Raw genomic sequence first — 25,005 nt, 5'->3', positions numbered from 1 at the left:
GGCGCGTCAGGCGAGCGGTGTGGGCGCTGGCGCGTCAGGCGAGCGGAGTAGGCGCTGGCGCGTCAGGCGAGCGGTGTGGGCGCTGGCGCGTCAGGCGAGCGGTGTGGGCGCTGGCGCGTCAGGCGAGCGGTGTGGGCGCTGGCGCGTCAAGCGAGCGGTGTGGGCGCTGGCGCGCCCTGGCACGTCATGACCATTTCGTTCAGCGGCACGGTGGTGCCGGACAATTCGCGGGCCTTGGCCAGCGCGGCGGTAAGGCCTCGGCAGCAGGGCACTTCCATGCGCAGCACGGTCATGGACCGGATGCCGCTGGTGGCCAGTATTTCTGCCAGCCGCTGGGCGTAGGCGTCGGTGTCGTCGAACTTGGGGCAGCCGATGAGCACCACCTTGCCCTTGGCGAAGTGGCTGTGGAACAGGGGCGATGCCGCCGCCGCGCAGTCCGCCGCCACCAGCACGTCGGCGTCCTTCAGGTAGGGGGCCGTGGGCGGCACCAGGCGGATCTTCAGCGGCCAGTGGCCGGGGCCGGAAACAGGGCCTTCCGCCACCCCGAACATGGGGCCCTCGGACTTGGCGAAGCTGCGGATCATGGAGCCGGGACAGCCGCCGTGGCCGCCGCCGTGGCCGCCGCCGTGGCCGGACCCGTGCCCGGACCCGTGCCCGGCCTGGCGCGCCTGGCCGTAGTGGCCGTGCACGCCGTGCCCGTCGGGCCTGCCATGGGCGGAATGATGGTCGCCGCTACGGGGCTGCGCGCCGTCGCGCGTGCGCACGTGCTCCATGGCCGCTTCCTCGTCGAAGGGCACCGCATCGCGCTGGATGATGCGCAGCGCGCCCTGCGGACAGCTGCCAAGGCACGCGCCAAGGCCGTCGCAAAAGCTGTCGGACACGATCTTGGCCTTGCCGTCCACGATGGCGATGGCGCCTTCGGCGCAGTCCAGCACGCAGGCGCCGCAGCCGTCGCAGCGTTCCTCGTCGATTTCCAGGATGTTCCGGGTGGTCTTCATGTCTGTGATCCTTGCCTGCGGGTTGGAGCGCGGGCGGCCCCGTGTCGGTTGGGGGCCATATCGGTGATGTCGGTGAGGCCGGTGAGGCCGGTGAGGCAGGACGGCGTGGCTGATGGATTCGCGGGGCGGTCAGCGGTGGTGTTGCAATCCGTATTCGCGCTGGGGGCGGGAGGGGGGCGGCCAGTGCCGCCCCCGATTCCCGTTGTTTCCGCGTGTGGTCGTCTTACCCCAGAATGGCCTTCAGGTCTTCATCCGGAGTGGTGATGGGCTTGATGTTGTAGTTCTGCACCAGGAAGTTCAGCACGTTGGGGGTGATGAACGCGGGCAGTGACGGTCCGAGGCGGATGTCCTTGATACCCAGGGCCAGCAGCGTGAGCAGGATGACCACGGCCTTCTGCTCGTACCACGAGAGCACCAGCGACAGGGGCAGGTCGTTCACGCCGCAGTCGAAGGCGCCGGCAAGGGCCACGGCGATCTGGATGGCCGAGTAGGCGTCGTTGCACTGGCCCACGTCCAGCAGGCGCGGAATGCCGCCGATGTCGCCCAGTTCCTTGTCGAAGAAGCGGAACTTGCCGCAGGCCAGCGTGAGCACCACGGTGTCCTTGGGGGTCTTTTCCACGAACTCGGTGTAGTAGTTGCGGCCGGGCTTTGCGCCGTCGCAGCCGCCCACCAGAAAGAAGTGGCGGATGGCGCCGGACTTCACCGCGTCGATGACCTGGCCGGCCACGCTCATGACGGTGTTGCGGCCAAAGCCCACCAGCACGTTCTTGCCGGGCGCGTCATCGGTGAAGCCGGGCATTTCCAGCGCCTTTCTGATCACGGCAGAGAAGTCGTAGTTCTCGCAGTGCACAAGGCCGGGCCAGCCCACGAGGCCGGTGGTGAACACGCGGTCCTTGTACGAATCCTGCGGCTTCTGGATGCAGTTGGTGGTGAACAGGATGGCGCCGGGGAAGGCCGGGAATTCCTTGTGCTGGTTCTGCCAGGCGGTGCCGAAGTGGCCGTGGAAGTGGGGGTACTTCTTCAGTTCCGGATACCCGTGGGTCGGCAGCATTTCACCGTGGGTGTAGATGTCGATGCCCTTGCCTTCGGTCTGCTTCAAGAGTTCGTGCAGGTCGCGCAGGTCGTGGCCGGAAACGAGGATGCACTTGTTCTTGCGGTGGCCCAGCGGCACCTGGGTGGGCACGGGGTGGCCGTAGGTGCCGGTGTTGCCCGCGTCCAGCAGTTCCATGGCGCGCAGGTTGGTCTTGCCGCATTCCAGCGCAAGTTCCACCCACTGGCCAAGATCGCGCTGCACGCCGTCGTACCCGGCGGCCAGGCCCTTGAACAGGAAGGCGAACACTTCGGGGTCGGTCTGGCCCAGCACGGCGGCGTGGTCGGCGTAGGCGGCAAGGCCCTTCATGCCGTAGAGCAGGGTCTGCTTCAGCGAGACGATGTCCGGATCGCTCTTGTCGGCGGTGAGAGCGGCGATTTCGGCCTGCGCGCCCAGGGCGTCCAGGGTGGCGGCGGGCTGGAACGAGGCGGGGCCGGTGCTGAACGAGACCCCGGCGCGGACGGCCAGGGCCTGGCGGTGCCTGACGATCTCGTTGATGTACGCCTGGAAGCGGGCCGGGTCGAAGTTGACGTTGGTCAGGGTGGTGAACAGGGCCTTGGCCCCGTAGTGGTCGATGGCGGGATCGACGATGCCCTTCTTGCGCGCTTCCAGGGCCACCAGGGCCAGGCCGCGCAGGGAGTAGACGGTCAGATCCTGAAGGGCGGAAACTTCGGGCTGCTTGCCGCACACGCCGATGGTGGTGCAGCCGGTACCCTTGGCGGTCTGTTCACACTGGTTGCAGAACATGGACATGGGGCTCTCCTTTTTCTGGGGTTCGCTCTTGTGGCCGGACTGATCAGACAGGCCGAACAGGCCTAAAATCTTCGAAAGGACCATGGCTCGCTCCGTCGTGGTTGTGGTTCGGCGGGGCGGCGTCGTCGGGCCGGGTGCGTTTCCGTGCCCGTCTTACGCGCATCTTTGTCGGGCCATTTGCCCCGTCGTTGAGTGCACAATAGTCCGGGTGGCGGAAGCGCGATGTGACGGACATCAAAACCACGGGGAATTTTGCGAGGAATGCGATTTTTTTTCGTAGGGGGCAACCCCGGCCTGCCCAGTCCTTCCCCCCTGCTGACGGAACGAGGCGGGTGTCTCCTTCATGATACCACCGAATGCATCAAACGAGAGTATTTTTTCAGTGGGTGGCGGAGCGGAGATGGATGCCCCGTTGGCCTTCGTGTGGTCTGCCCGACGCCGGAACGTCCTTGCGCCCGCATGCGGCACGATGGCGGTTGTGGTGCAGTTGTCTATGTGTTTGTCGCCAAGTGATAGAAAGTATCGATTTTACCGGAACTTGGCAGGTGGGCTATCCAGTGGCAAGCCACCGCGAGTGGCGCAGCTTTTCCGCAGGAGGCCGCATGCCCGTTGCCCGTCTGGTTGCCGGAGTGGACGTGGGCTCCACCGCCGCCAAGGCCGTGGTGCTCGACACCGCCTCGCGCGCCGTGCTGGGCATGGCCGTCACCCCCACCGGCTGGAACCCCCGTGAAACCGGCCAGGCCGTATTGGACGCCGCCCTGCGCGAGGCCGGAACCCGCATCGACCGGGTGGCCCGCGTGGTGGGCACCGGTTATGGCCGCATTTCCCTGCCCTTCCTGCACCGCACCGTCACCGAAATCACCTGCCATGCGCGCGGCGCGCACCACCTTGCGCCCGATACCCGCACCGTGCTCGACGTGGGCGGGCAGGACAGCAAGGTGGTGGCCGTGGACGAGCGCGGCAACGTGCGCGACTTCGTCATGAACGACAAGTGCGCCGCCGGGACCGGGCGTTTTCTCCAGGTCATGACCGGCGTGCTGGACATGACGCTGGACGAGATGGGCGACGCCGCCCTGCGCGGCACCCCCATGCCCCTCAACAGCATGTGCGCCGTGTTTGCCGAAACCGAAGTCATCGGGCTCATCGCCCAGGGCGTCTCCAAGGACGATCTGGCCGCCTCCATCGTGGCCTCCGTGGCCCGCCGCCTGAAAGCCCTGACCGGGCGCGTGCCCCTGGTGCCCGGCTGTGCCTTTACCGGCGGCCTGGCCACCAACCCCGCCTTTGCCCGCATCTTTTCCGATACCCTCGGCCTTGCCGTCACCGTGTCCGACATGCCCCAGGCCACCGGCGCCCTTGGCGCTGCCCTCATCGCGGCGCATGATGTGGCGGTTGGCGGGGCAGGAGGGTAGTGGTGGCGGGAATTCCTGCCGGGGGGAAGGGGAAACCCCCTTTTGAAAAAGGGGGTTTCCCTTCCCCCCGGACCCCCCATCCCCTTCCCCCTAAACTTTTCAATTATGGGGTGTTGCGCGTGATGGTCGGTCCTGCTGATCGAAGTGGGGATGCTGGAATGTTTTGGGCAACGAGGCGGCCCGATTGAAAAGTTTTGGGGGGAGGGGTCCGGGGAGGGAGACCTTTTCCAAAAGGTCCCCTCCCCGGTCTCTTTTCATCCCGTAACTCATCAAGGAGCAGGCACATGACGTGGGAGAGCATCGAGCGGCTGAAGACGGCGGCGGAGCGCAATGCCCTGGCCATCAGCGAGGCCAAGGCGGCGGGTCGCAAGGTGGTGGGGCTGTACTGTCTGTACTCGCCGGCGGAAATCGCGTTGGCGGCGGGCGCGGTGCCGGTGGTGCTGTGCGGCACCCGCAACGACCCCATTGCCACGGCCGAGCAGGTGCTGCCGCGCAACCTGTGCCCGCTCATCAAGAGCAGCTTCGGGTTTGCCATGGAAGGTTCGTGCCCGTACCTGTCGGCGGCGGACCTGGTGGTGGCGGATACCACCTGTGACGGCAAGAAGAAGATGTTCGAACTGCTGGGTGAGATGAAGCCCGTGCACCTGCTGCACCTGCCCTCCACCCCGGACGAGAAGGCGCTGCCATTCTGGCGCGGACAACTGGAAGGGTTGGTGAAGCGGGTAGAGAACGACTTCGGGGTGACCATCACCGAGCAGAACCTGACCGACGCCATCAAGCTGGCCAACCGCGAACGCCGCGCGCTGAAGGCGCTGATGGACCTGCCGCAGATGGAACCGGCCCCGGTGACCGGCATGCAGATGCTGGAAATGCTCTTCAAACTGGGCTTCTTCTCCGACCGCGAAACCATCATCGAACTGGCCGAAGGCGTGGTCAGCGAAGTGCAGGCCGCGGCCAAGGCCGGAACCCTGCCCGAACGCAAGGGCGGCCCGCGCATCCTGCTGACCGGCGTGCCGGTGGGCATGGGTTCGCACAAGGTGGTGCGGCTTATCGAGGAATGCGGCGGTCAGGTGGTGTGCATGGAAAACTGCACCGGCTACAAGAAGGCCGATCTGGTGGACGAGACGGGCGACCCGCTCACCGCGCTGGCCCGGCGCTACCTGTCCACGCCGTGTTCGGTCATGGCGCCCAACCAGGGCCGCTTCGACCTGCTGGAGCAACTGGTGGCCGACTTCAAGCCGCACGGCGTGGTGGACCTGACCTGGCAGGCCTGCCACACCTACAACGTGGAGGCGTACAAGGTGCGCAACTTCCTGCGTGACAAGTTCGACCTGCCCAGCCTGCACATCGAGACGGACTACTCCGAGGCCGACGCCGAACAGCTCAAGGTGCGCATCGAGGCGTTTCTGGAGATGGTGGGGTAGACACGGAAAACGCCGTCGGCGCGGGCATCTGCCCGTGATCGGGGCAACATATGGATACGGGGGCCGTCCGCAAGGGCGGCCCCTTTGCCGTGCCGTGCGGCGTACCTGACGGCGTGCCCACCGACATCACCCCCTCGGGCTTCGCATGCGGTACGAGTCCAGAGGGGGCGATGAGGGGGGCCGGGACGGACACCCGACGGAAGCAAGGAGCGGCATGCCTCCGGCGGAAGGGCGTCGTGCACGCAGTCGTGCCCGTCCCGGCGGGGTGTTGCGTTGCGGACCGCCGCACCCCATGATTTTCTGTCCGCTATGACGCTACAGTTCCACCTGCGCGCCGATTTCGATGACCCGCCCCGGCGGGATGCCGAAGAAGGTGGTGGCGTTCCAGGCGTTGCGCGACATGAAGGCGAACAGCGCCTTGCGCCAGCCCGCCATCCGGTTTCCGCTGCCGATGAGCAGCGTTTCGCGGCCCACGAAGAAGGTGGTGGTCTCCATGCGCATGGGCAGGCCGCGCGCGGCGGCCAGCTGCACCAGTTCGGGCACGCGCGGGGTCTGCATGAAGCCGTAGCGGGCCACCATGCGGTGGAACCCTTCACCCAGGTTGTGCACCACCAGCCGGTCGGGCCGGGGCACGAAGGGTGAAGGCTCGGCCACGATGGTCAGCAGCACCACGGTCTGGTGCAGGGTGTGGTTGTGCTTGTAGTGGTGCAGCAGGGGCAGCGGAGTGCCCGTGGGGTTCACGGACATGAACACCGCCGTGCCCGGCACGCGCAGGGGCTTGGTGCGGCGCACCCCGTCGAGAAAGGTGCCGAAGGGCACCGAGGCTGCGGCAAAGCGGACGGAAAGGGCGGCCCGGCCATCGCGCCAGGTAAGCATCAGGGTCATGATGCCGAGGGCCAGCAGCAGGGTGAACCAGCCGCCATCCAGAATCTTGAGCAGGTTGGCGGACAGGAACGCCGCGTCGAAGGCCAGGAACAGCGCCACCAGCGGCACGGCCTGCCAGGCTCGCCAGCCCCAGCGCTGGCGCGCCACGGCGTAGTAGAGCAGCGAGGTCATGCCCATGGTGGCGGTGACGGCGATGCCGTAGGCCCCGGCCAGTCGGCTGGATTCCTGGAAGGCCAGCACCAGCCCCACGCAGGCGATCATCAGCAGCCAGTTCACGCCGGGCAGGTAGATCTGCCCGCGCGTTTCCTCCGAGGTGTGGATGATGCGCATGCGCGGCACGAAGCCCAACTGGATGCCCTGCTGCGTCAGCGAGTACACGCCGGATATCATGGCCTGCGAGGCGATGACCGTGGCCACCGTGGACAGCGCCACCATGGGGTACAGCAGCGGGCGCGGCACCAGCGCGAAGAACGGGTTGAAGGACAGCCCCGGATCGGCCAGCAGCATGGCGCCCTGGCCCAGGTAGTTGCACATCAGCGCGGGAAAGACCACGGCCATCCATGAAAGGCGGATGGGCCGCGCGCCAAAGTGCCCCATGTCGGCGTACAGCGCCTCGCCACCGGTGATGCACAGCACCACAGACCCCAGCACCACGATGCCGTGCAGGTGGTTTTCCATGAAGAACCGCACGGCATAGACGGGGCTGATGGCGGCGAACACCTGCGGGTTGCGCAGCGCGGCCACAAGGCCCAGCGCGGCGATGGCCGCGAACCACACCACCATCACCGGGCCGAACACCTTGCCGATGCGTTCCGTGCCGTGCCGCTGGGCCATGAACAGCCCCACCAGCACGCCGATGGTGATGGGCAGCACGAAGGGCGCGGCGGCTTCCGTGGCCACCTCCAGCCCTTCCACGGCGGACAGCACCGAGATGGCCGGGGTGATCACCCCGTCGCCATACAGCAGTGCGGCCCCGAAAATGCCGACTACCGGCAGCAGGCGTCGAAAACGCGAGATGGACGGGGAGGGGGCGGGTTTTGCCGCGTCGCCGGCCGTGGTGTCGTCGTTGCCGGGGGCCTGCCGGGCAGCGCCGTTTCGGGCACCGTCGCGAGCGCCGTCGCGCAAAAGGGCCAGCAGGGCGAAGATGCCGCCCTCGCCGTCGTTGTCGGCGCGCATGATGAACAGCACGTACTTGAGGGTGACCACCACGGTCAGGGCCCAGAACACCAGTGAGAGCACACCCAGGATGTTGGTGTGCGTTATCGGCAGGGCGTGCAGGCCGTGGAAGCATTCCTTGATGGCGTACAGGGGGCTGGTGCCGATGTCGCCGTACACCACGCCCAGCGCGGCCAGTGTCAGCGGCAGCAAGCGATTGGCGGCGTGGGTGGGTTGGGTGGCGCCGGGTTCGATGAACGGAGTGGGGGGGACGGTCGGGCCGGAAGACACGGTAGAAGCGGAAAAGGATGCGTGCGTGGACATGTGCTCATGACCGGCAACAGGCGCACAGCCGGTGCAAGGCACGGGCGATGCGCCCCCGGTGGCGGAGGCTTGCGGGGCGGTGTGCCCTGTGGTGGAGGAAATGGCGGACGAAGTCGCAACGGCATCGCTGCGCGGCGAGGCGCACGCGGTGCCGTCCGGCATGCTGCCGGACGCGGCTTCGTCCAACGGGTCGGAACCGGTGGACATGAGGCCTCCGAATAGGGTGGGGAAAGCTTCCCCCACCCCGAGGCCTGTCCGCCCGGCAATGACCGCCGCTGCATGGCAGCGGACGGATGCACGGAAGGTGCTCGGAGGGGTGCTCTCCCTTCGACGCCTGCGAGGTTAGCTGACGGGCTCGGGCCGAAGAGATTGCCCTACGCCTTGCGGCGATACGCCCCGTACCGGGTGACCGGTTGTTGGGTCCCCCGCTTCCGCCCCCAGGGCAGAACTCGGCGATTTCGACGAGGGGCTACGCCTGTACGTGCACTCTGTCAATGGGGTGCGGATGCCCTGTGCCGCAAGGCGTTACGGGTGGATGGGCCGACTGGAGGGGGGAGTGGGACAGAAGGCAAAGGGGGAGGCAGCCGCGTAAGCCAGGGACGGGCGGCATCACAGGGCATGGGCGGGTTGTCAGGCTGTGGCAGGTGATGGATGTGTTGTCGCGGGCAGCGAGGGAGGGGGCGTGCGCGTGCCACGGTGGGGCAGGAGGCATGTGCCATTGCCATTGGCTGGCGTCTGCTTATTATGTAACGTGCGCGCGCGGCGTTTGCCGTTGCCGCAGAGCCGCCCCGCAGCGCGAAGCCGATGTGGAGGTGGCTTTGGCGACTGGCACGACTGGCGTTTTTTCCATTTTTTCGGGCATCGCGAAAGAAAACCGCTTGACGGTGACGGCGTGCGCATGTAGATACCCCTCCTGCCTCGCAGGTGTAGGCGCGTAGCTCAGGGGGAGAGCACTTCCTTGACACGGAAGGGGTCAGCAGTTCAAATCTGCTCGTGCCTACCACACCGAAAGCCCAGAGAGGGAGGTTCCGGCCTCCCTTTCTTGTTATGGTGCGCGCGGCGGCAACAACAAACTCACCGAGGAGATTCGGCGTGAACGTGACCATCGAAGGACAGGTGTTCGACGTGCAGTCCGGCGTCTCCTGCCGTGACGCCCTCAAGGGCGCCCTGAGCGGGAAGAAATTCAAGAATGTCGTAGCCTGCCGCTGCAACGGCACCCCGCTCGACCTTACCGCCACCGTGCCCGCCGACACCACCACCATCGAACCGGTCTTCGCCGATTCGCCGGAAGGCATCGAGCTTATCCGCCACTCCGCCGCGCACATCATGGCGGAAGCGGTGCAGAAGCTTTTCCCCGGCGTGAAGGTGACCATCGGCCCGGCCATCGACAGCGGGTTCTACTACGATTTCGATTACGAGCGCCCCTTCTCCGTGGACGACCTCGAAGCCATCGAGGCGGAAATGCAGAAGATCGTGGCTGCCGCGCATCCATTCTCCCGCACCGAAATGACCAAGGACGAGGCCGTGGCCCTGTTCGAGGGCATGGGCGAGACCTACAAGGTCGAGATCGTGCGCGACATCCCGGCGGACACGGTGTCCGTGTACCGCAGCGGCGACTTCGTGGACCTGTGCCGCGGCCCGCACATTCCCGACACCAGCTTCGTGAAGGCGTTCAAGCTGCTTTCCGTGGCCGGCGCCTACTGGCGCGGCGACGAGAAGAACCGCATGCTTTCGCGCGTGTACGGTACCGCCTTCGCCGACCCCAAGGCCCTGAAGGACTACCTGCACCAGATCGAAGAAGCCAAGCGCCGCGACCACCGCAAGCTGGGCCAGCAGCTGGACCTGTTCGCCTTCCACGAAGACGTCGCGCCCGGCATGGTCTACTGGCATCCCAAGGGCATGCTGCTGCGCACCATCCTCGAGGACTTCCTGCGCAAGGAACACCTGAAGCGCGGGTACGAACTGGTGCAGGGGCCGCAGTTGCTGCGCCGCGAGGTGTGGGAAAAGTCGGGCCACTACGACAACTATCGCGAGAACATGTACTTCACCGTCATCGACGACAACGCCTATGGCGTGAAGCCCATGAACTGCGTCTCGCACATGCTTATCTACAAGAGCCACCTGCGCAGCTACCGCGACCTGCCGCGCCGCATGTTCGAACTGGGCGTGGTGCACCGCCACGAAAAGTCGGGCGTGCTGCACGGCCTGTTGCGCGTGCGCCAGTTCACCCAGGACGATGCCCACATCCTGTGCCGCCCCGATCAGCTGGAAGCCGAGATCATCGGCGTCATCGCGCTGGTGCGCGACCTGATGGGCCTGTTCGGGTTCGACTACCGCATCGTCATCTCCACCCGGCCGGAAAAGTCCATCGGCTCGGACGAGGACTGGGACCGCGCCACCAACGCGCTCATCGGCGCGGTGGCCACGGCGGGCCTGTCGTACACCATCAATGAGGGTGACGGCGCGTTCTACGGTCCCAAGATCGACATCAAGGTCACGGACGCCATCGGGCGCGAGTGGCAGCTGTCCACCATTCAGGTCGATTTCACCTTGCCTGACAGATTCGACTTGGTGTACATCGGGCAGGATGGCGAGCGCCATCGCCCGGTTATGGTCCACAGGGCCATCCTGGGTTCACTCGAACGCTTCATCGGCGTGCTTACGGAGCACTTTGCCGGGGCCTTCCCCACGTGGATAGTCCCGGTTCAGGCGCGCCTGCTGACCGTCACCGACGCCCAGAACGATTTCGCCATGGGTGCGCGTGACCAGTTGATGGCCGCAGGCCTTCGGGCAGAGGCCGATACGCGCAACGAAAAGCTGGGCTACAAGGTCCGCGAAGCCCAGTTGGAAAAGATCCCCTACATTCTTGTGGTGGGGGACAAGGAAGTGGAGGCCGGGGGCGTCAACGTGCGGCTGCGCAATGGCGAAAACCTTGGTCTCAAGACCCTTGCCGAAGTGGCGGAAATGATCAGGGCGGACTGCCAGGAACCCTTCAAACGTGGAGGAATGAGCTATAGCTTCTCCTAACAACAGGATGCGCCGCGATATCCCGCAGGACACCGTGCGGCGCAATGAACAGGTCCGTGCCCGCGAAGTGCGGGTCATCGGAGCGGACGGCGAACAGCTCGGCATCTTGTCGCGCAACGACGCCATCGCGCACGCAAAGGAGCTGGGCCTCGACCTCGTCGAGGTGGCCGCCACGGCCGATCCGCCCGTGTGCCGCGTGATGGACTACGGTCGCTTCAAGTACGAGCAGCAGAAGAAGAAGGCCGAGGCGAAGAAGAACCAGACCGTGATTCAGATCAAGGAAATCAAGGTCCGGCCCAAGACGGATGACCATGACTACGACACCAAGGTCAGGCACATCCGCCGCTTCATCGAGGAAGGCGACCGCTGCAAGGTCACCGTTTTCTTCCGCGGGCGCGAAATCGTCCACAAGGATCGCGGCCAGTCCATTCTCGACCGTATCGTCGAGGATACCAAGGACATCGCCAAGATGGACCAGGAGGCCCGCGCCGAAGGCCGCACCCTGTTCATGATGCTCGCTCCGCTGCCGAAGAAATAGGCCGCTTCGGCTCTTGCTTCCGGCGCGTTTTTATCGCATTATGCCCCCTCTCGCCGGGGGTGCGGTCGCTTGCGCCGCTGCAACCGACCGGGAATTTTCGACGATCCAGTCCTTGAGAAGGCAAACCGGGTCCTCCGCCTTGCGCGGGGGGCTTCGTCATGTGTCCGTTGCCGCCTTGGCGGCTTCGGCTCGAGCAGAGAACGGCAAGGAGTATCCAATGCCCAAGATGAAGACCCGGCGTTCCGCCGCCAAGCGCTTCTCCGTGACCGGCAGCGGCAAGTTCAAGCGTCGCAAGCAGAACCTGCGCCACATCCTCACGAAGAAGAACGCCAAGCGCCGCATGCGCCTCGGCCAGTCCGCCACCGTGGACAGCACCAATGAGAAGGCTGTGCGCCGGATGATGCCCTACGCCTAGGACATAGACGCCATTCAGGTTCTTTCGCCCTCCGGCGGCGTCGGACTCGCCTTTTGCTCCGGTCGAGTACCAAAGAGTACACTCCCTGCGCAAAAGGTTCGTCCTCCTTGCCGGAGAACGAAATCTCCCTGAATGCCGCCCATGTCCGGCGTTATTGCCTTTGCCGGGACAGCACCCGGAAAGGCAGCCCCGCCCCCGCAAGGGGGAGGGCGCATCTCCCGCACTTTACATTATCCGCTCCGCTGGCCCGGTCTCTCGCCTCGCGGAGTCAAGATCACGATGGAGGTATTCCATGCGCGTGAAGAGAGGTCTCGCCTCCCACAGGCGTCACAAGAAGTATCTGGACGCGGCCAAGGGTTTCCGTGGCGGCCGCAGCAAGCTGTACCGCACCGCCCGCGAGGCTGTGGAACGTTCGTGGATGTACGCGTTCCGCGACCGCAAGGTGAAGAAGCGCGAATTCCGCAAGCTGTGGATCCTGCGCATCAACGCCGGCGCCCGCATGCACGGTCTGTCCTACAGCAAGTTCATGCACGGCCTCACCCTTGCCGGCATCTCCCTGAACCGCAAGGTGCTTGCCGACCTTGCCGTGCGCGAGAAGGAAGATTTCGCGAAGCTGGCGCAACTCGCCGCCTCGAAACTCAACTAACCCCATACGGGGTCTCTACGCATGGACCTTCTCAAGGAACTGGAAAGCCTGGTCCCGGAGCTCGAAAGAGGCCTGGACCAGGCTTCGTCGTTGACGGAGCTTGAGGAACTGCGCGTCGCCTTCCTTGGTCGCAAGGGGCGTCTTGCGCAGATCATGGGCCGTTTGCCCGAACTTTCGCCGGAGGACCGGCCCCGCCTGGGGCAGGCCGCCAACGGCGTGAAAATGGCGCTCACCGAACGCTTCGAAGGCCGCAAGGCCTCCCTCGAAGCGGCCAGTGAAGCCGCCGCGCTTTCCCGCTTCGACCCGACCCTGCCCGGTCGCGCGCCGTGGCGTGGTTCGCTCCACCCCGATACCCTGGTCATGGAGGAAATCTGCTCCGTGTTCCGGGGGCTTGGTTACGACATCGTGACCGGGCCGGAAGTGGAGATGGACCACTACAACTTCGAAGCGCTGAACATGCCCGCCGAACACCCGGCGCGCGACATGCAGGACACCCTGTACGTCACCGAGTCCATCCTGATGCGCACCCACACCTCGCCGTTGCAGGTGCGCACCATGCTGGCGCGCAAGCCCCCGGTGGCCATCATCGCCCCCGGCAAGGTCTATCGTCGCGACTCGGACATCACGCACACCCCCATGTTCCATCAGATCGAAGGTCTGATGGTGGACAAGGGCGTGAGCATGGCCGACCTGCGCGGCACGCTCACCTCGTTCCTGCGTACCGTGTTCGGCGGCGATACCAAGGTCCGCTTCCGCCCCAGCTTCTTTCCCTTCACCGAGCCCAGCGCCGAGGTGGACATCTCGTGCTGCATCTGTGGCGGCAAAGGGCACGTGGGCAACGAACCCTGCCGGGTGTGCAAGACCACCGGCTGGGTCGAGATCCTGGGCTGCGGCATGGTGGACCCCGCCGTGTTCACCGCCGTGGGTTATGATCCCGAAGAATACACCGGCTTCGCCTTCGGCCTCGGCGTCGAACGCGTGGCCATGCTCAAATACGGCATTGGTGACCTGCGCATGTTCTTCGAGAATGATGTGCGGTTCCTGTCCCAGTTCAGGTAAGTGATTTCGGATTCCGGGGGGCGGGGAAGGGAACCTTTTCCAAAAGGTTCCCTTCCCCGCCCCCCGGAGCCCCCCACCCCATCTCTCCAAAACGTTTCATTCGGGTCGGGAACTTACCTGAAGGGGGTGCAGGGGACAGCTTCCCCTGCCCGCCGGAGGCGTAAAGAACGCCTGACGACTCCGCCCCTTCGCAAACTTTCTCATGGAGTAGCCCCATGCTGCTGTCCCTTGCCTGGCTGCGCGAATTCGTTCCCTTCGAAGGCACCGCCGAACAACTCGGCGACCGTCTGACCATGCTCGGCCTGGAGCTGGAAGAAATCCGCCGTCCGTTCGACGACATCCGCACCATCGTGGTGGGCCACGTGGTGGAGCGCGCCAAGCACCCGGAGGCCGACAAGCTGTCGGTGTGCAAGGTGGACGCGGGCCAGGGCGAACTGCTGGACATCGTGTGCGGTGCGCCCAACGTGGCCGCCGGTCAGAAGGTGCCGGTGGCCCTGGTGGGCACCACCATGCCCGGCGGCATGGTCATCAAGAAGGCCAAGCTGCGCGGCCAGCCCTCGCACGGCATGATCTGCTCCGAGCGCGAACTGGGCCTCAGCGACGACCACGAAGGCATCATGGTCCTGCCGGAGCACTTCACGGTGGGCAGGCTGCTGGTGGACGAGCTGCAACTGGACATGGAGGTGTGCGACATCTCCATCACGCCCAACCGTGCCGACTGCCTTTCGGTGCTGGGCCTTGCGCGTGAAGTGGCACTGGGCTTCGGCCTGCCGCTGACCCTGCCCAGCCTGAACCTGGTGGAAGACGGCCCGGACTGCTCCGGCGAGGTGGCCATCGAAATTCCCGACCCGGCCCTGTGCCCGGTCTATCAGGGGCGCATCCTTGAAAATGTTCGCGTGGGCAAGAGCCCGGCGCGCATTCGCCATCGCCTCACTGCCATCGGCGTGCGCCCCATTTCCAACATCGTGGATGTATCCAACTACGTGATGATGGAACTGGGCCAGCCGCTGCACGCCTTTGACCTGGACCTGCTGGAAGGCGGGCGCATCGTGGTGTCTCCAGCGGTGGCGGGTGAGCGCATCGTGACCCTGGACGGCCAGGACCGCGTGCTGACTCCCGGCGACCTGCTGATCCGCGACGGCGTGAAGCCCGTGGCCCTGGCAGGCGTCATGGGCGGGGCCAATACCGAAGTTTCCGACGCGACCACCCGCGTGCTGCTGGAAAGCGCCGTGTTTCGGCCCGGCACCATCCGTCGCACTTCGCGCCGGTTGGGCCTGTCCAGCGAGGCCTCGTACCGCATGGAGCGCGGGCTGGACCAGCCCGGTTCGCTCTTTGCCCTGCACCGAGCCGTGCAGTTGATGGCCGAACTTTCCGGTGCGCACCTGCGCCCCGGCGTGTGCAAGGCAGAACCGCATCCGTGGGCCAGCCCCGCGTTGCGCTTCCGCCCGGCACGCGCCCGCATGCTGCTGGGCATGGGCGAAGACACCATTGGCGACGGCTTCTGCGCCGATACCCTGACCAGCCTCGGCTGCGTGGCGGACAAGACTGACCCCGCCGACTGGAAGGTTTCCGCCCCCAGCCACCGTCTGGACTTCGAGCGCGAGGCCGACCTGATCGAGGAAGTGGGCCGCGTGTACGGCCTGGACGCCATTCCGCCGGTGCTGCCCAAGGTCATGCGTCCGCTGGACCAGGCGGGCGCGCCCGAGTCGGAGTACGATTTCTGGAGGCGCATCAAGGGCTGGGGCCGTGGCCTTGGCCTGAACGAAGCCATCAATTACAGCTTCGTGGGCCAGAAGGACCTGGATCATCTGGGTCTGCCCGACGAAGGGCGCATCCCGATCATGAACCCGCTGTCGGAAGACCAGAACGTGCTGCGCACGGCGCTGGCCCCCGGCCTGCTGAACAACCTGCGCCACAACATTGCGCAAGGCAACGCGGGGCTGCGGCTGTTCGAACTGGCGCGCATCTTCACGGCGGACGAAAATTCGGAAACCACCGCCTGCGAACGCGGGCGCCTCGGTATCCTGATGTACGGCGCCCGCCACGACAGCGCCTGGCCCAATCCGGAAGCCGATGCGGACTATCAGGACCTGAAGGGCGTGGTGGAGCACTTTGCCGCGTTCCTGCACCTGGGGCAGCCGCTCTGCGCCATAGCCGATGCGCCGCATCCCTTCCTGGCTCCGTGCGTTTCCGTGACGGTGCAGGGCAGGGTGCTGGGCGTCATGGGCCGGGTAAAGCCCGACCTTGCCGATGCCTACCATGCCCGCAAGGACGTGTGGTTGGCCGACATCGACCTGGATGCGGCCCGCCAGATGCACGATGCGGTGACGGTACGCTTTGCCGCGTTGCCGGTGTACCCGCCGGTACGCCGTGACATCACGGTCATGGCCCCTGCCGCGCTGCAGGCCGGTGCGGTGCTGGACCATGTGCGCGGCATGAAGCTGCCGCTGCTGGAAGGCATTGAACTCATTGACGTGTTTGCCCCCGAAGACCGCGAGGAACGCAACCTGACCTTCCGCATGACCTTCCGCCATGCCGGGCGCACCCTGAAGGACGCCGAAGTGGACAAGGAACGCGAGAAAGTGGCAAGTTCCCTCCAGCAGGCACTCCCCGTACGGTTGTAACCTGCAAAAGGGTCTTTCGTCCGTTGGCGTTGTCAAACTTCGCCTGCCATAGCGGTCGAATACGATAAGAGCCGATGCGGTCGCCATCCGTAATGCTCGAGGACTCGCATAACGGCTGCCGCATACTCCCTTATGGCAGGCTCGTTTTCCGCGCCAACGAACGAAACTCCTCTTTTGCACGCTTGCGAGGGCGGGCGGGAGTAGCGCGAACAAACCGGGAGACGGCATGGCGGAGCGGACATATCGGATTGGCGAGGCGGCATCGCTGCTGAACCTGAAGACCTATGTCCTCAGGTTCTGGGAAACGGAGTTTCCCCAGTTGGTTCCGCTGCGCACCGAAAAGGGCCAGCGCCTCTACACCGAGGCGGATCTGGCCCTGCTGCGGCGCATCCGTTTCCTGCTGCACGAGCGTGGGCTGACCATCGAAGGCGCGCGCCGCATGCTGGCCGAGCGCGGCGCCCCGCCGGGCACCGGCATGCCCGATGCGGACATGCCGTATCCGGGGGATTCTTTGACTGCCGGGGTGGCCGGGCTGGTGGGCTTTGGCGATGACGACCCGGACGACATCTCCGCTTCAGACGTGCAGGATGATGACGCACAGGGTGACGACGAAGCCGCTGGTCTTGACGACGACGTCCCGGCGGCGTCCGGTCCTCAGGGACGTGCCCTGTCTGCTGCCGCCTCGCGTGTGCAGGCGTGGGACCAGTACCTGCACGGCCTGCTGCTGCCCGATGACGGCGACGCAGCGCAAAAGGACCCTCACAGCGGGCAGGCTGGCTCCCCGGATGGCGTCAGCCCCGGCCTTTCAGCAGACGGTCCTGTGTCCGGCGGCGCCGCACCCGGCACGGTGCGCGAGATCATAGCGGAACTGGAAGCCATGCGCCGCCTGCTGGCTGGCGCGGACTGATTCCGCCGTCTTTCCGGTCCGGGGCGCCTGCTGCCCCTTTCAGTAATTACGTCGCCGCCTCCGCCTTTCCCGTTCGCATGCCGTGTACCGGGGCAGAACCGACCCGGCATCATGCGTCACTGCGCAACGGGGGTGTTTTTCCCGCAACCGCGCATCCGCGCCACGAGCACCGCATGATCCTTTCCCCTTCGCTGCTGTCCTCCGATTTCGGTCGCCTGGCCGACGAACTGGCCGCCCTGGAAGCCGCCGGGCTGTCCTGGGTGCATTGGGACGTCATGGACGGCACCTTCGTGCCCAACATCACCTACGGCCAGCCGGTCATTGCCCATTTGCGCAAGCAGAGCCGCCTGTTCTTCGACGTGCACCTGATGGTGGAACGCCCGGAGCGCTACCTGCACGAATTCGTGGACGCCGGGGCCGACATGCTGGTGGTCCACGCCGAGGCGACCCCCCATGTGCAGCGTGCCCTGGCCGAAATCCGCCGTCTGGGCGTCAAGGCGGGCGTGGCGCTGAACCCCCACACCCCGCTTTCGGTGCTGGACTACGTGCTGGACGATGCGGACATGGTGCTGATCATGACCGTCAACCCCGGCTTCGGCGGCCAGTCGTTCCTGCCCGCCAGCTACCGCAAGATCAGCGACTTGCGCGCCATGATCAACGCGCGCGGCCTGTCCACGCTCATTCAGGTGGACGGCGGGGTGGACCCGTCCAATACAGGGCAACTGGTGCGTAGCGGTGCGGACGTGCTGGTTTCCGGCTCGGCCTTCTTCAAGTTTCCGCCCTATGCCGAGCGGCTGAAGGCGTTCGAGGCGGCTGCGAACTCCGTCCTGTAGGGTATGCGCCGGAGATGGACCGGAGCTTCCGTGGCGGTAGCGCCATGGCGTATCCGCTCACTTCATTTTCCCGTTGCCAGATGGCGCGGAACGGACTAGTCGGGTGTGGGCGCCGCCGCAAGGCAGTGCCCACCTCTCGTGTGTGCGGCCTGGGCTGCCACGAGCATGATCGTTGCGGCAGGGCGCTCGCGTCCGCCATTCGTGTATTTCCCGGCGCACCGCGCCGTACCGCTGCATAGCCAACGGCGCAGGGCGCCCGCCCGCCGCCGCACAGAACCCCGCTGGAGGTTGCAATGCCGTCTCGCAAGGAACTCGCCAACGCCATCCGCGTGCTCAGCATGGACGCCGTGGAAAAGGCCAAGTCCGGGCACCCCGGTGCGCCCATGGGCATGGCGGACATCGCCGAAGTGCTCTGGAACGATTGCCTGAAGCACAACCCCGCCAATCCCAAATGGGCCGACCGCGACCGCTTCGTGCTGTCCAACGGGCACGGCTCCATGCTCATCTACTCGCTGCTGCATCTTTCCGGGTACGATGTGAGCATGGACGACATCCGCAACTTCCGTCAGCTGCATTCCAAGACCCCCGGCCACCCCGAATACGGCATTACCCCCGGCGTGGAAACCACCACCGGCCCGCTGGGGCAGGGCATCGCCACCGCCGTGGGCATGGCCATGGCAGAAAAGCTCATGGCCCAGCAGTTCAACCGCCCCGGCTACGATGTGGTGGATCATGCCACATACGTATTCCTGGGCGACGGCTGCATGATGGAAGGCATCTCGCACGAGGCGTGCTCGCTGGCGGGCACCCTGGGCCTCGGCAAGCTGACCGCTTTCTATGACGACAACGGCATCTCCATCGACGGTGACATTGCCGGGTGGTTCGCCGACGATACCCCGGCCCGCTTCGAAGCCTACGGCTGGCACGTGGTGCGCAACGTGGACGGCCACGACGGCGAAGCCATTGCCGCTGCGCTGAAAGCCGCCCGCGTGGTGTCCGGCAAGCCCAGCCTGATCTGCTGCAAGACTCGCATCGGTCAGGGCGCGCCCACCAAGGCGGGCAGCCACAACTGCCACGGTTCGCCCCTGGGTGCGACCGAAATCGCCGCCGCACGCGAAGGCATGAACTGGCCGTACCCGGCCTTCGAAATTCCGGCGGACATCTACGCCGGGTGGGACGCCCGCCCGCGCGGCGCCGCCGCCGAGGCCGCCTGGAACGACCTGTTCGCCCGCTACCGCGCCGCCCACCCCGAACTGGCCGCCGAATTCGTGCGTCGCATGTCGGGCGACCTGCCCGCCGACTGGCAGGCAGGCGTGGCCGCCGCGCTTGCCGCCACCGATGGGGCAAAGGAAACCCTGGCCACCCGCATCGCCTCGCGCAACGCGCTGAACGCGGTGGCCCCGCTGCTGCCCGAAATGATGGGCGGCTCGGCGGACCTTACCGGCTCCGTGGGCACCTGGCACAAGGATTCCAAGCTGGTCACCCCCGCCGACTGGTCCGGCAACTACATCTCCTACGGGGTGCGCGAATTCGCCATGGGCGCCATCATGAACGGCATGGCTCTGCATGGCGGGTTCCTGCCCTACGCGGGCACCTTCCTGATCTTTTCCGACTACGCCAAGAACGCCATCCGCCTGTCCGCCCTGATGGGTGCGCGGGTGGTCTGGGTGCTTACGCACGACTCCATCGGCGTGGGCGAAGACGGCCCCACCCACCAGCCGGTGGAACAACTGGCCGGTCTGCGCCTGACCCCCAACGTGCAGGTGTGGCGTCCCTGCGACACCGTGGAAACCCTGTCCGCGTGGAAGTTCGCCGCCGAGTGCGCCACCGGCCCCACCTGCATCTCGCTGACCCGGCAGGACGTGCCCTTCGTGGAACGCACCGCCGAGCAGCGCGCCAACATCATGCGCGGCGGCTATGTGCTGCGTGACTGCGCGGGCACGCCGGAAGCCATCGTCATGGCCACCGGCTCGGAAGTGCAGCTGGCCCTTGCCGCCGCCGATGCGCTGGCCGCCAAGGGTCGCAAGGTGCGCGTGGTGTCCATGCCGTCGTCCACCCAGTTCGACCGCCAGGACGCCGCGTACCGCGAATCGGTGCTGCCGTCCGCCGTGCGGGCGCGCGTGGCCGTGGAAGCCGCCACCGTGGACGGCTGGTGGAAGTACCTGGGCCTGGACGGCAAGGCCGTGGGCATGACCGGCTTTGGCGAATCGGCCCCCGGCAAGGTGCTGTTCGAGTACTTCGGCATCACCACCGGGAAGGTCATCGAAGCTGTGGAGTCTCTTATCTAAAGAGAGCCGCACTGCACGGGAGGCGACCCCAGCCCCCCAGTCTGGACACCGGGCGCGAACGTGGTAGGATGCGAAAACCACGTTCGCGCCTTTTCTTTTGCCAACCAAATCAAGCCAATCGAGCAGCAGAGGTATATCCATGGCCGTACTGAAGATGACCGACCTTGATCTGAAGGGGAAGCGCGTCCTTTTGCGCGAAGACCTCAACGTACCCCTGAAGGACGGCAAGATAACCAGCGACAAGCGCATCCGCGCCGCGCTGCCGTCCATCGAAATGGCCCTCAAGGCTGGCGCCCGCGTGCTGCTGGTGTCGCACCTGGGCCGCCCCACGGAAGGGGAATTCGACCCCGCCTTCTCGCTGGCCCCGGTGGCCGAGCACCTTTCCAACGCACTGGGATTTCAGGTGCCGCTGGTGCGTGACTACATCGACGGTATCGAGGTTGCGGAAGGCCAGTGCGTGCTGTGCGAGAACGTGCGCTTTCTGAAGGGCGAAAAGAAGGACGACGAAGCCCTGGGCCGCAAGTTGGCCGCCCTGTGCGACATCTTCGTCATGGACGCCTTCGGGGCGGCGCACCGCGCCCAAGCCTCCACCCATGCCGCCGTGCGCTTCGCCAAGGTGGCCTGCGCCGGTCCCCTGCTGGCGGCGGAGCTGGACGCCCTGTCTCGCGCGCTGGACGCACCTGCCAAGCCCATGGTGGGCATCATCGGTGGCTCCAAGGTATCCACCAAGCTGACCCTGCTGGATACCCTGTCCAAAAAGGTGGACCGGCTCATTGTGGGCGGCGGCATCGCCAACAACTTCATCAAGGCCGCCGGGCACGAGGTGGGCCGTTCGCTGTACGAGCCGGAACTGGTGGATGAAGCCGCCCGCCTGATGGCCGCAGCCAGAGCCGCTGGCGGTGAGATTCCCGTGCCGGTGGACGTGGTGGTGGGGCCGGAATTCGCGGATTCCGCCCCGGCCACGGTGCGCAAGGTGTCGGAAGTGAAGCCGGACGAGATGATCCTGGACATTGGCCCCGAAACGGCAAAGCTGTACCGCGACATCCTGATGCAGGCGGGCACCATCGTCTGGAACGGCCCGGTGGGGGCCTTCGAGGTGGAACAGTTCGGCCAGGGCACCAGGGCCCTGTGCATGGCCGTGGCCGACAGCCCGGCCTTTTCGCTGGCGGGCGGCGGCGACACCGTGGCCGCCATCGAAAAGTATGGCGTGGTGGACCGCATTTCGTACATGTCCACTGGTGGCGGGGCCTTCCTGGAGTTTCTGGAAGGCAAGACCCTGCCTGCCGTGGCGGTGCTGGAGGAACGTTCCGCCAAAGGGTAGCAACCGGTAGGGTACAGCGCTGGTGCATGCGGGCAACCCCGTGGGTGTACCGGCCTGGCCCCTGTGTTTCACGCGGCGCGTTTCCGTTACCATGGTGGCCAATGCCATCGGTAACGGGGCGCGCCGTTGATGTTTCACGCCGCGTCAATGCATGGGGATGCGGCATGGACGTTCAACCGACGCTCCGTATCCTTCGGATGCGGGCATGCACGGAGCGGGGACGGGCCGGTGGGGCGAGTGAAGGTGCTCCTGCCGTTGCATTGCATCGGCGTCGCGGGCATGTCCGATACGTTGTCGCAACGTGTTTCGCAACGTGCGTACCATGCGCGCGCCGCCGGGACCTGAACCGGGGGGAAGCGGCCACTGACGAAGGTTTTTCGAGCAGCGTGCAGCAGGGGTGCGTGGTGCTGCGTTCATTTTGCGTTCTTGTTTTCGGTTTTCCGCTACGCTGTTGTTGACTTGCTGTAGTTGCGGATGTAAGAGCGGCGAAGTGCCGTGACTGGCGTCGGTGTTTCGGCGTCGTTGTTTCGGCCCCGTCGTTCAATTCCCGCGGAGGTCCATATGGATGACTTTTTGAAGGAAGCCCTGGAAATCGTGAAGGCTCAGGCCAGTGTCCGGACCATGACGGAGGACGAGATCACCTCCATGGTGCAGAAGCTTGCCAATGGCATTCGTGCCATCAGCCTTGGCGAAGCAGAGCCTGAAGAAGCGTGCGAAGCCTGCGGCGACCCGCGCAAGGCCGTGAAGGAAAAGTCCATCACCTGCCTTGAGTGCGGCAAGTCGTTCAAGATTCTTACCCGCAAGCATCTTGCGTCGCACGGCCTTGACGCCGTCGCCTACCGCGAGAAGTGGGGCCTCAAGAAGAGCACCCCGCTGGTGTGCAAGGCGCTGCAGCGTGAACGGCGCAAGAAGATGAAGGACATGAAGCTTTGGGAGAAGCGGCGCAAGCACGCTTCCTAGGCGGGGGGCGCCGGCTGCATGCCGGAGAGCCTCGGGAGGGCCGCTTGTTGCGGCGGCACCGCCGAGAATTCGCGACGGAAAAAAGGCCGTCCTGCAAATGCAGGGCGGCCTTTGCCGTTGTTTGCATACACCGCAAGGCGGCACTGCATGCGCCACTGCATGGGGTAGACCAGGCGCGTGGCAGGTTCTGCCATGCCTTGTTCCTGTGCTGTGCGTATCGGGCCAGGAAACGACGAACCGCCCTTACGGGCGGTTCTGAGAATATGCAGGATGTGATGATGCGAGCGGCGGGTCAGTTGTCCAGCGCGCCTTCGCCTACGATGAGCGAACGGCCACCGTCGTCGGTGCCATCTGTGTTGGGTGCATGCTCCGTGGCCACCATGCGGTAGCCGAAACTGACGTACAACGGTCCCTGATCGTCGGGATCCAGATAGAAGCGCGTTTCGAAGGGAAGGGCGCCCTCGTCGCCCACGGCGCGGGGCAGGTAGTCGTATTCCTCCGCGTCGAGCACCCGGCCCGAGGCATCGCTGAGGTAGACCATCACCGTGAGCTGTTCGTACCACCTGGCCCAGGCGGGCAGGGCGCCTGGGACAAGGCTGGCCTGCCCGCGCACACCCACCGATTCGCGCAACGGCACCACGCGGTAGGTAAAGCGCAGGTACTGCATGGAAACGGTCTGCGGGGTATCGGGCTGCAACTGGGTGCGGGCAAGATGCCCCACGGTCTGTTTGCCGCAGCCCGCGAGCAGGCCCGCGCAGACCGTGAACACGGCCAGCGCGGCCAGTATCCGGAACCCGGCTGAACGGACGGAACGGGTGGTCTCGTTGCAAATGGGGGGAAGCAAGGGGGAAAGCACGGGCATGGCATCTCCGGCGGTTGGGAAACGTGCGGTTGCGCCGCAAGGGGAATGCGCTGCGGCAAGCAGGCTGGACCCCGCCGCGCGGAGGGCGTGGTCGACGCGATATGTCGCGTTCAACGGAGTTTATGACTTGGGCGGACCATAGACCAGCATTTCCGCCAGCGTCAAGGAAACCCGGGGAGCAACGCGGGGGGCGCCGCCCTTGCCCGCGCCCTTGGTACAGTGCTCCATTTCCAGTTCCGCCAGGCGTCGGTAGAAAGGGGTGCGGTCCAGCGTGGGCACCGCCTCGTCCGGCTGGCCGTCAGTCAGGCCGCAGAAGCGGTGGCAGCCGCGAAACAGCTGGCGCTGCCCGTCGGGGCGCAACAGCACGTTGCGGGTGCCGTGCATGCGGCAGATCATCAGCCGGTGGGCGTACAGGCCGCACAGTCCGTCGTCGTTGACGGGGCACATCACGCGCGGCACCACGCCTGCGGCCCGTGCGGCTTCGCACTGGGTCACCACGTCGCTGGCGCGGCGCAGGTAGTCGGCGCGGCGCGCCTCTGGCAGGGCCAGCATGCCCTTCCACAGATAGGCCCACTCCACGTGGGTGTGATGCTGAAAATGCGTGCGGCAGCAGTTGTCCTCGCAGCCCGCACAGGTCAGCCCGGCGGCATGGGCGGTTTCCGCGTAGGCCCGCTCCATGTCGGCGTACAGTTCCGCAAGACGGGCGAAGACGCCGGGGCCCTTGCGGCCCCCTTTGGGTGCCGGTTGGCCTGGCCGGGAGGGAGCAGCGGCGCCTTGCGCTGTTGCGTCGCGGCTTGCCGCATTCAGGGCGGCGGCGATTTTCGACGACACGAGGGGGGCAGGCTTGCGCCCGGACTGATGCGCGGACATCACGCCTCCCCGCCGGTCAGCCAGGCCACGATGTATGCGGCACACCCGCCTGGCGACAGCGCATCGGCGGCCACGGTGAAGCTGGCATAGCGGCGGTACAGCGCGATGCGCTCGTTGTACAGGTCCTCGATGGTCTGCCCCGGCGCGATGGCCAGCCCCCGTTCCGGGTTCATGGCGATGCGCTCCAGGATCAGCGGCAGGGAAACTTCCAGGTAGACCAGCGGCCCCAGCGCGGCCAGGTGGGCCATGGCTTCGTGGCGGTACACCACGCTGCCGCCGGTGGACAGCACGGTGCGCCGTGCGCCGATGCGGCGGATGACGCCCGCCTCCACGTCCAGGAAGCGTTCCTTGTCCATGGCATCGGCCACGTCCTGCAGCCGGGTGCCATAGGTTGCCTCGATGAGGTTGTCGGTGTCCACGTGGGCCCAGCCCAGCTGAAGGGCCAGTTCGCGGCCCACGGTGGTCTTGCCTGCACCGGCCATGCCGATGATGCTGACGCACCCGTCAGGGGCAATGCGGGCGGGGTCAAGGGAGAGGAGCGGATCGGGAGTGGTCATGTGAAGTCCTGTGGCGAATCCTGTGCGCGGTCCGGGCGAATGAGGGCGGGGCGCCATGGC

18 protein-coding genes, 1 tRNA gene, 1 pseudogene and 1 riboswitch are annotated in these 25,005 nt (G+C 66.0%); of the genes and pseudogenes, 14 read left to right on the top strand and 6 right to left on the bottom strand.

The window, feature by feature from the left end:
* Window positions 1–146 precede the first annotated feature (146 nt).
* Together DESTE_RS05265 and hcp are read right to left on the bottom strand one after the other, a co-directional pair.
* Complete coding sequence (locus DESTE_RS05265; RefSeq protein WP_035065779.1) at window positions 147–998, bottom strand: ATP-binding protein; 852 nt, start codon at window positions 996–998, stop codon at window positions 147–149.
* Between the two features lie 223 nt (window positions 999–1,221).
* Window positions 1,222–2,835, bottom strand: coding sequence for a hydroxylamine reductase (gene hcp / locus DESTE_RS05260; protein WP_156925415.1), 1,614 nt, complete (start codon window positions 2,833–2,835; stop codon window positions 1,222–1,224).
* A gap of 608 nt (window positions 2,836–3,443) precedes the next feature.
* On the opposite strand from hcp, the gene DESTE_RS05255 reads away from it, so the two are divergent.
* A complete protein-coding gene (locus DESTE_RS05255; protein ID WP_035065775.1) occupies window positions 3,444–4,250 on the top strand; it encodes an acyl-CoA dehydratase activase in 807 nt (268 codons plus the stop codon).
* Between the two features lie 284 nt (window positions 4,251–4,534).
* A complete protein-coding gene (locus tag DESTE_RS05250; protein ID WP_035065772.1) occupies window positions 4,535–5,674 on the top strand; it encodes a double-cubane-cluster-containing anaerobic reductase in 1,140 nt (379 codons plus the stop codon).
* Window positions 5,675–5,989: 315 nt separating this feature from the next.
* Here DESTE_RS05250 and kup read toward each other — a convergent pair whose 3' ends face one another.
* Window positions 5,990–8,038 carry a potassium uptake protein gene (kup, locus tag DESTE_RS05245; protein ID WP_198015379.1) on the bottom strand — a complete coding sequence of 683 codons (2,049 nt, stop codon included), beginning with the start codon at window positions 8,036–8,038 and terminating at the stop codon, window positions 5,990–5,992.
* 316 nt (window positions 8,039–8,354) lie between these two features.
* Window positions 8,355–8,503, bottom strand: a riboswitch (cyclic di-AMP (ydaO/yuaA leader).
* 463 nt (window positions 8,504–8,966) lie between these two features.
* Here kup and DESTE_RS05240 point away from each other — a divergent pair.
* The 12 genes and pseudogenes from DESTE_RS05240 (at window position 8,967) to DESTE_RS05185 (ending at window position 22,656) form a co-directional block, all read left to right on the top strand.
* Window positions 8,967–9,041 (top strand) — tRNA-Val (locus tag DESTE_RS05240).
* Between the two features lie 89 nt (window positions 9,042–9,130).
* Window positions 9,131–11,065, top strand: a complete 1,935-nt coding sequence (gene thrS / locus DESTE_RS05235; RefSeq protein ID WP_035065769.1) for a threonine--tRNA ligase — start codon at window positions 9,131–9,133, stop codon at window positions 11,063–11,065.
* Between the two features lie 7 nt (window positions 11,066–11,072).
* Entirely contained in the window at window positions 11,073–11,603 is a 531-nt protein-coding gene (gene infC / locus DESTE_RS05230) for a translation initiation factor IF-3 (RefSeq protein ID WP_012612127.1), read from the top strand.
* Between the two features lie 217 nt (window positions 11,604–11,820).
* Window positions 11,821–12,018 carry a 50S ribosomal protein L35 gene (rpmI, locus tag DESTE_RS05225; protein WP_007522955.1) on the top strand — a complete coding sequence of 66 codons (198 nt, stop codon included), beginning with the start codon at window positions 11,821–11,823 and terminating at the stop codon, window positions 12,016–12,018.
* Window positions 12,019–12,310: 292 nt separating this feature from the next.
* Complete coding sequence (gene rplT, locus DESTE_RS05220; RefSeq protein WP_007522954.1) at window positions 12,311–12,664, top strand: 50S ribosomal protein L20; 354 nt, start codon at window positions 12,311–12,313, stop codon at window positions 12,662–12,664.
* Between the two features lie 21 nt (window positions 12,665–12,685).
* A complete protein-coding gene (pheS, locus tag DESTE_RS05215; RefSeq protein ID WP_035065766.1) occupies window positions 12,686–13,723 on the top strand; it encodes a phenylalanine--tRNA ligase subunit alpha in 1,038 nt (345 codons plus the stop codon).
* 215 nt (window positions 13,724–13,938) lie between these two features.
* Window positions 13,939–16,347: a phenylalanine--tRNA ligase subunit beta gene (gene pheT, locus DESTE_RS05210; RefSeq protein WP_035065763.1), complete on the top strand. Its 2,409-nt coding sequence runs from the start codon at window positions 13,939–13,941 to the stop codon at window positions 16,345–16,347.
* A 226-nt stretch (window positions 16,348–16,573) separates the two neighbouring features.
* Window positions 16,574–16,805, top strand: a pseudogene (locus DESTE_RS18325) (MerR family transcriptional regulator); the annotation flags it as partial.
* Window positions 16,806–17,427: 622 nt separating this feature from the next.
* Window positions 17,428–18,087 (top strand): ribulose-phosphate 3-epimerase, encoded by a 660-nt coding sequence (gene rpe, locus DESTE_RS05200; RefSeq protein ID WP_035065757.1) that lies wholly within the window; start codon window positions 17,428–17,430, stop codon window positions 18,085–18,087.
* Window positions 18,088–18,380: 293 nt separating this feature from the next.
* Window positions 18,381–20,375 (top strand): transketolase, encoded by a 1,995-nt coding sequence (gene tkt / locus DESTE_RS05195; protein WP_035065754.1) that lies wholly within the window; start codon window positions 18,381–18,383, stop codon window positions 20,373–20,375.
* Window positions 20,376–20,514: 139 nt separating this feature from the next.
* Window positions 20,515–21,696 (top strand): phosphoglycerate kinase, encoded by a 1,182-nt coding sequence (locus DESTE_RS05190; RefSeq protein WP_035065751.1) that lies wholly within the window; start codon window positions 20,515–20,517, stop codon window positions 21,694–21,696.
* 561 nt (window positions 21,697–22,257) lie between these two features.
* Window positions 22,258–22,656, top strand: a complete 399-nt coding sequence (locus DESTE_RS05185; protein WP_035065748.1) for a Ros/MucR family transcriptional regulator — start codon at window positions 22,258–22,260, stop codon at window positions 22,654–22,656.
* A 292-nt stretch (window positions 22,657–22,948) separates the two neighbouring features.
* Here the strand turns inward: DESTE_RS05185 and DESTE_RS05175 are convergent, their stop codons facing one another.
* The 3 genes from DESTE_RS05175 to thrB all read right to left on the bottom strand — a co-directional run bounded on the left by DESTE_RS05175 (window position 22,949) and on the right by thrB (window position 24,945).
* On the bottom strand, window positions 22,949–23,518 hold the full coding sequence (locus tag DESTE_RS05175; RefSeq protein ID WP_035065742.1) for a hypothetical protein: 570 nt from the start codon (window positions 23,516–23,518) through the stop codon (window positions 22,949–22,951).
* A gap of 120 nt (window positions 23,519–23,638) precedes the next feature.
* Window positions 23,639–24,388: a hypothetical protein gene (locus tag DESTE_RS05170; RefSeq protein ID WP_035065739.1), complete on the bottom strand. Its 750-nt coding sequence runs from the start codon at window positions 24,386–24,388 to the stop codon at window positions 23,639–23,641.
* On the bottom strand, window positions 24,388–24,945 hold the full coding sequence (gene thrB, locus DESTE_RS05165; protein ID WP_035065735.1) for a homoserine kinase: 558 nt from the start codon (window positions 24,943–24,945) through the stop codon (window positions 24,388–24,390). Before thrB ends, DESTE_RS05170 begins: the two co-directional genes overlap by 1 nt.
* Window positions 24,946–25,005: the final 60 nt, after the last annotated feature.

The sequence above is a fragment of the Nitratidesulfovibrio termitidis HI1 genome, from assembly GCF_000504305.1.
Classification (GTDB): Bacteria; Desulfobacterota; Desulfovibrionia; order Desulfovibrionales; family Desulfovibrionaceae; genus Cupidesulfovibrio; species Cupidesulfovibrio termitidis.
Note: the sequence above shows the minus strand (reverse complement) of the source record. Positions and strands in the feature narration are given on the sequence as shown.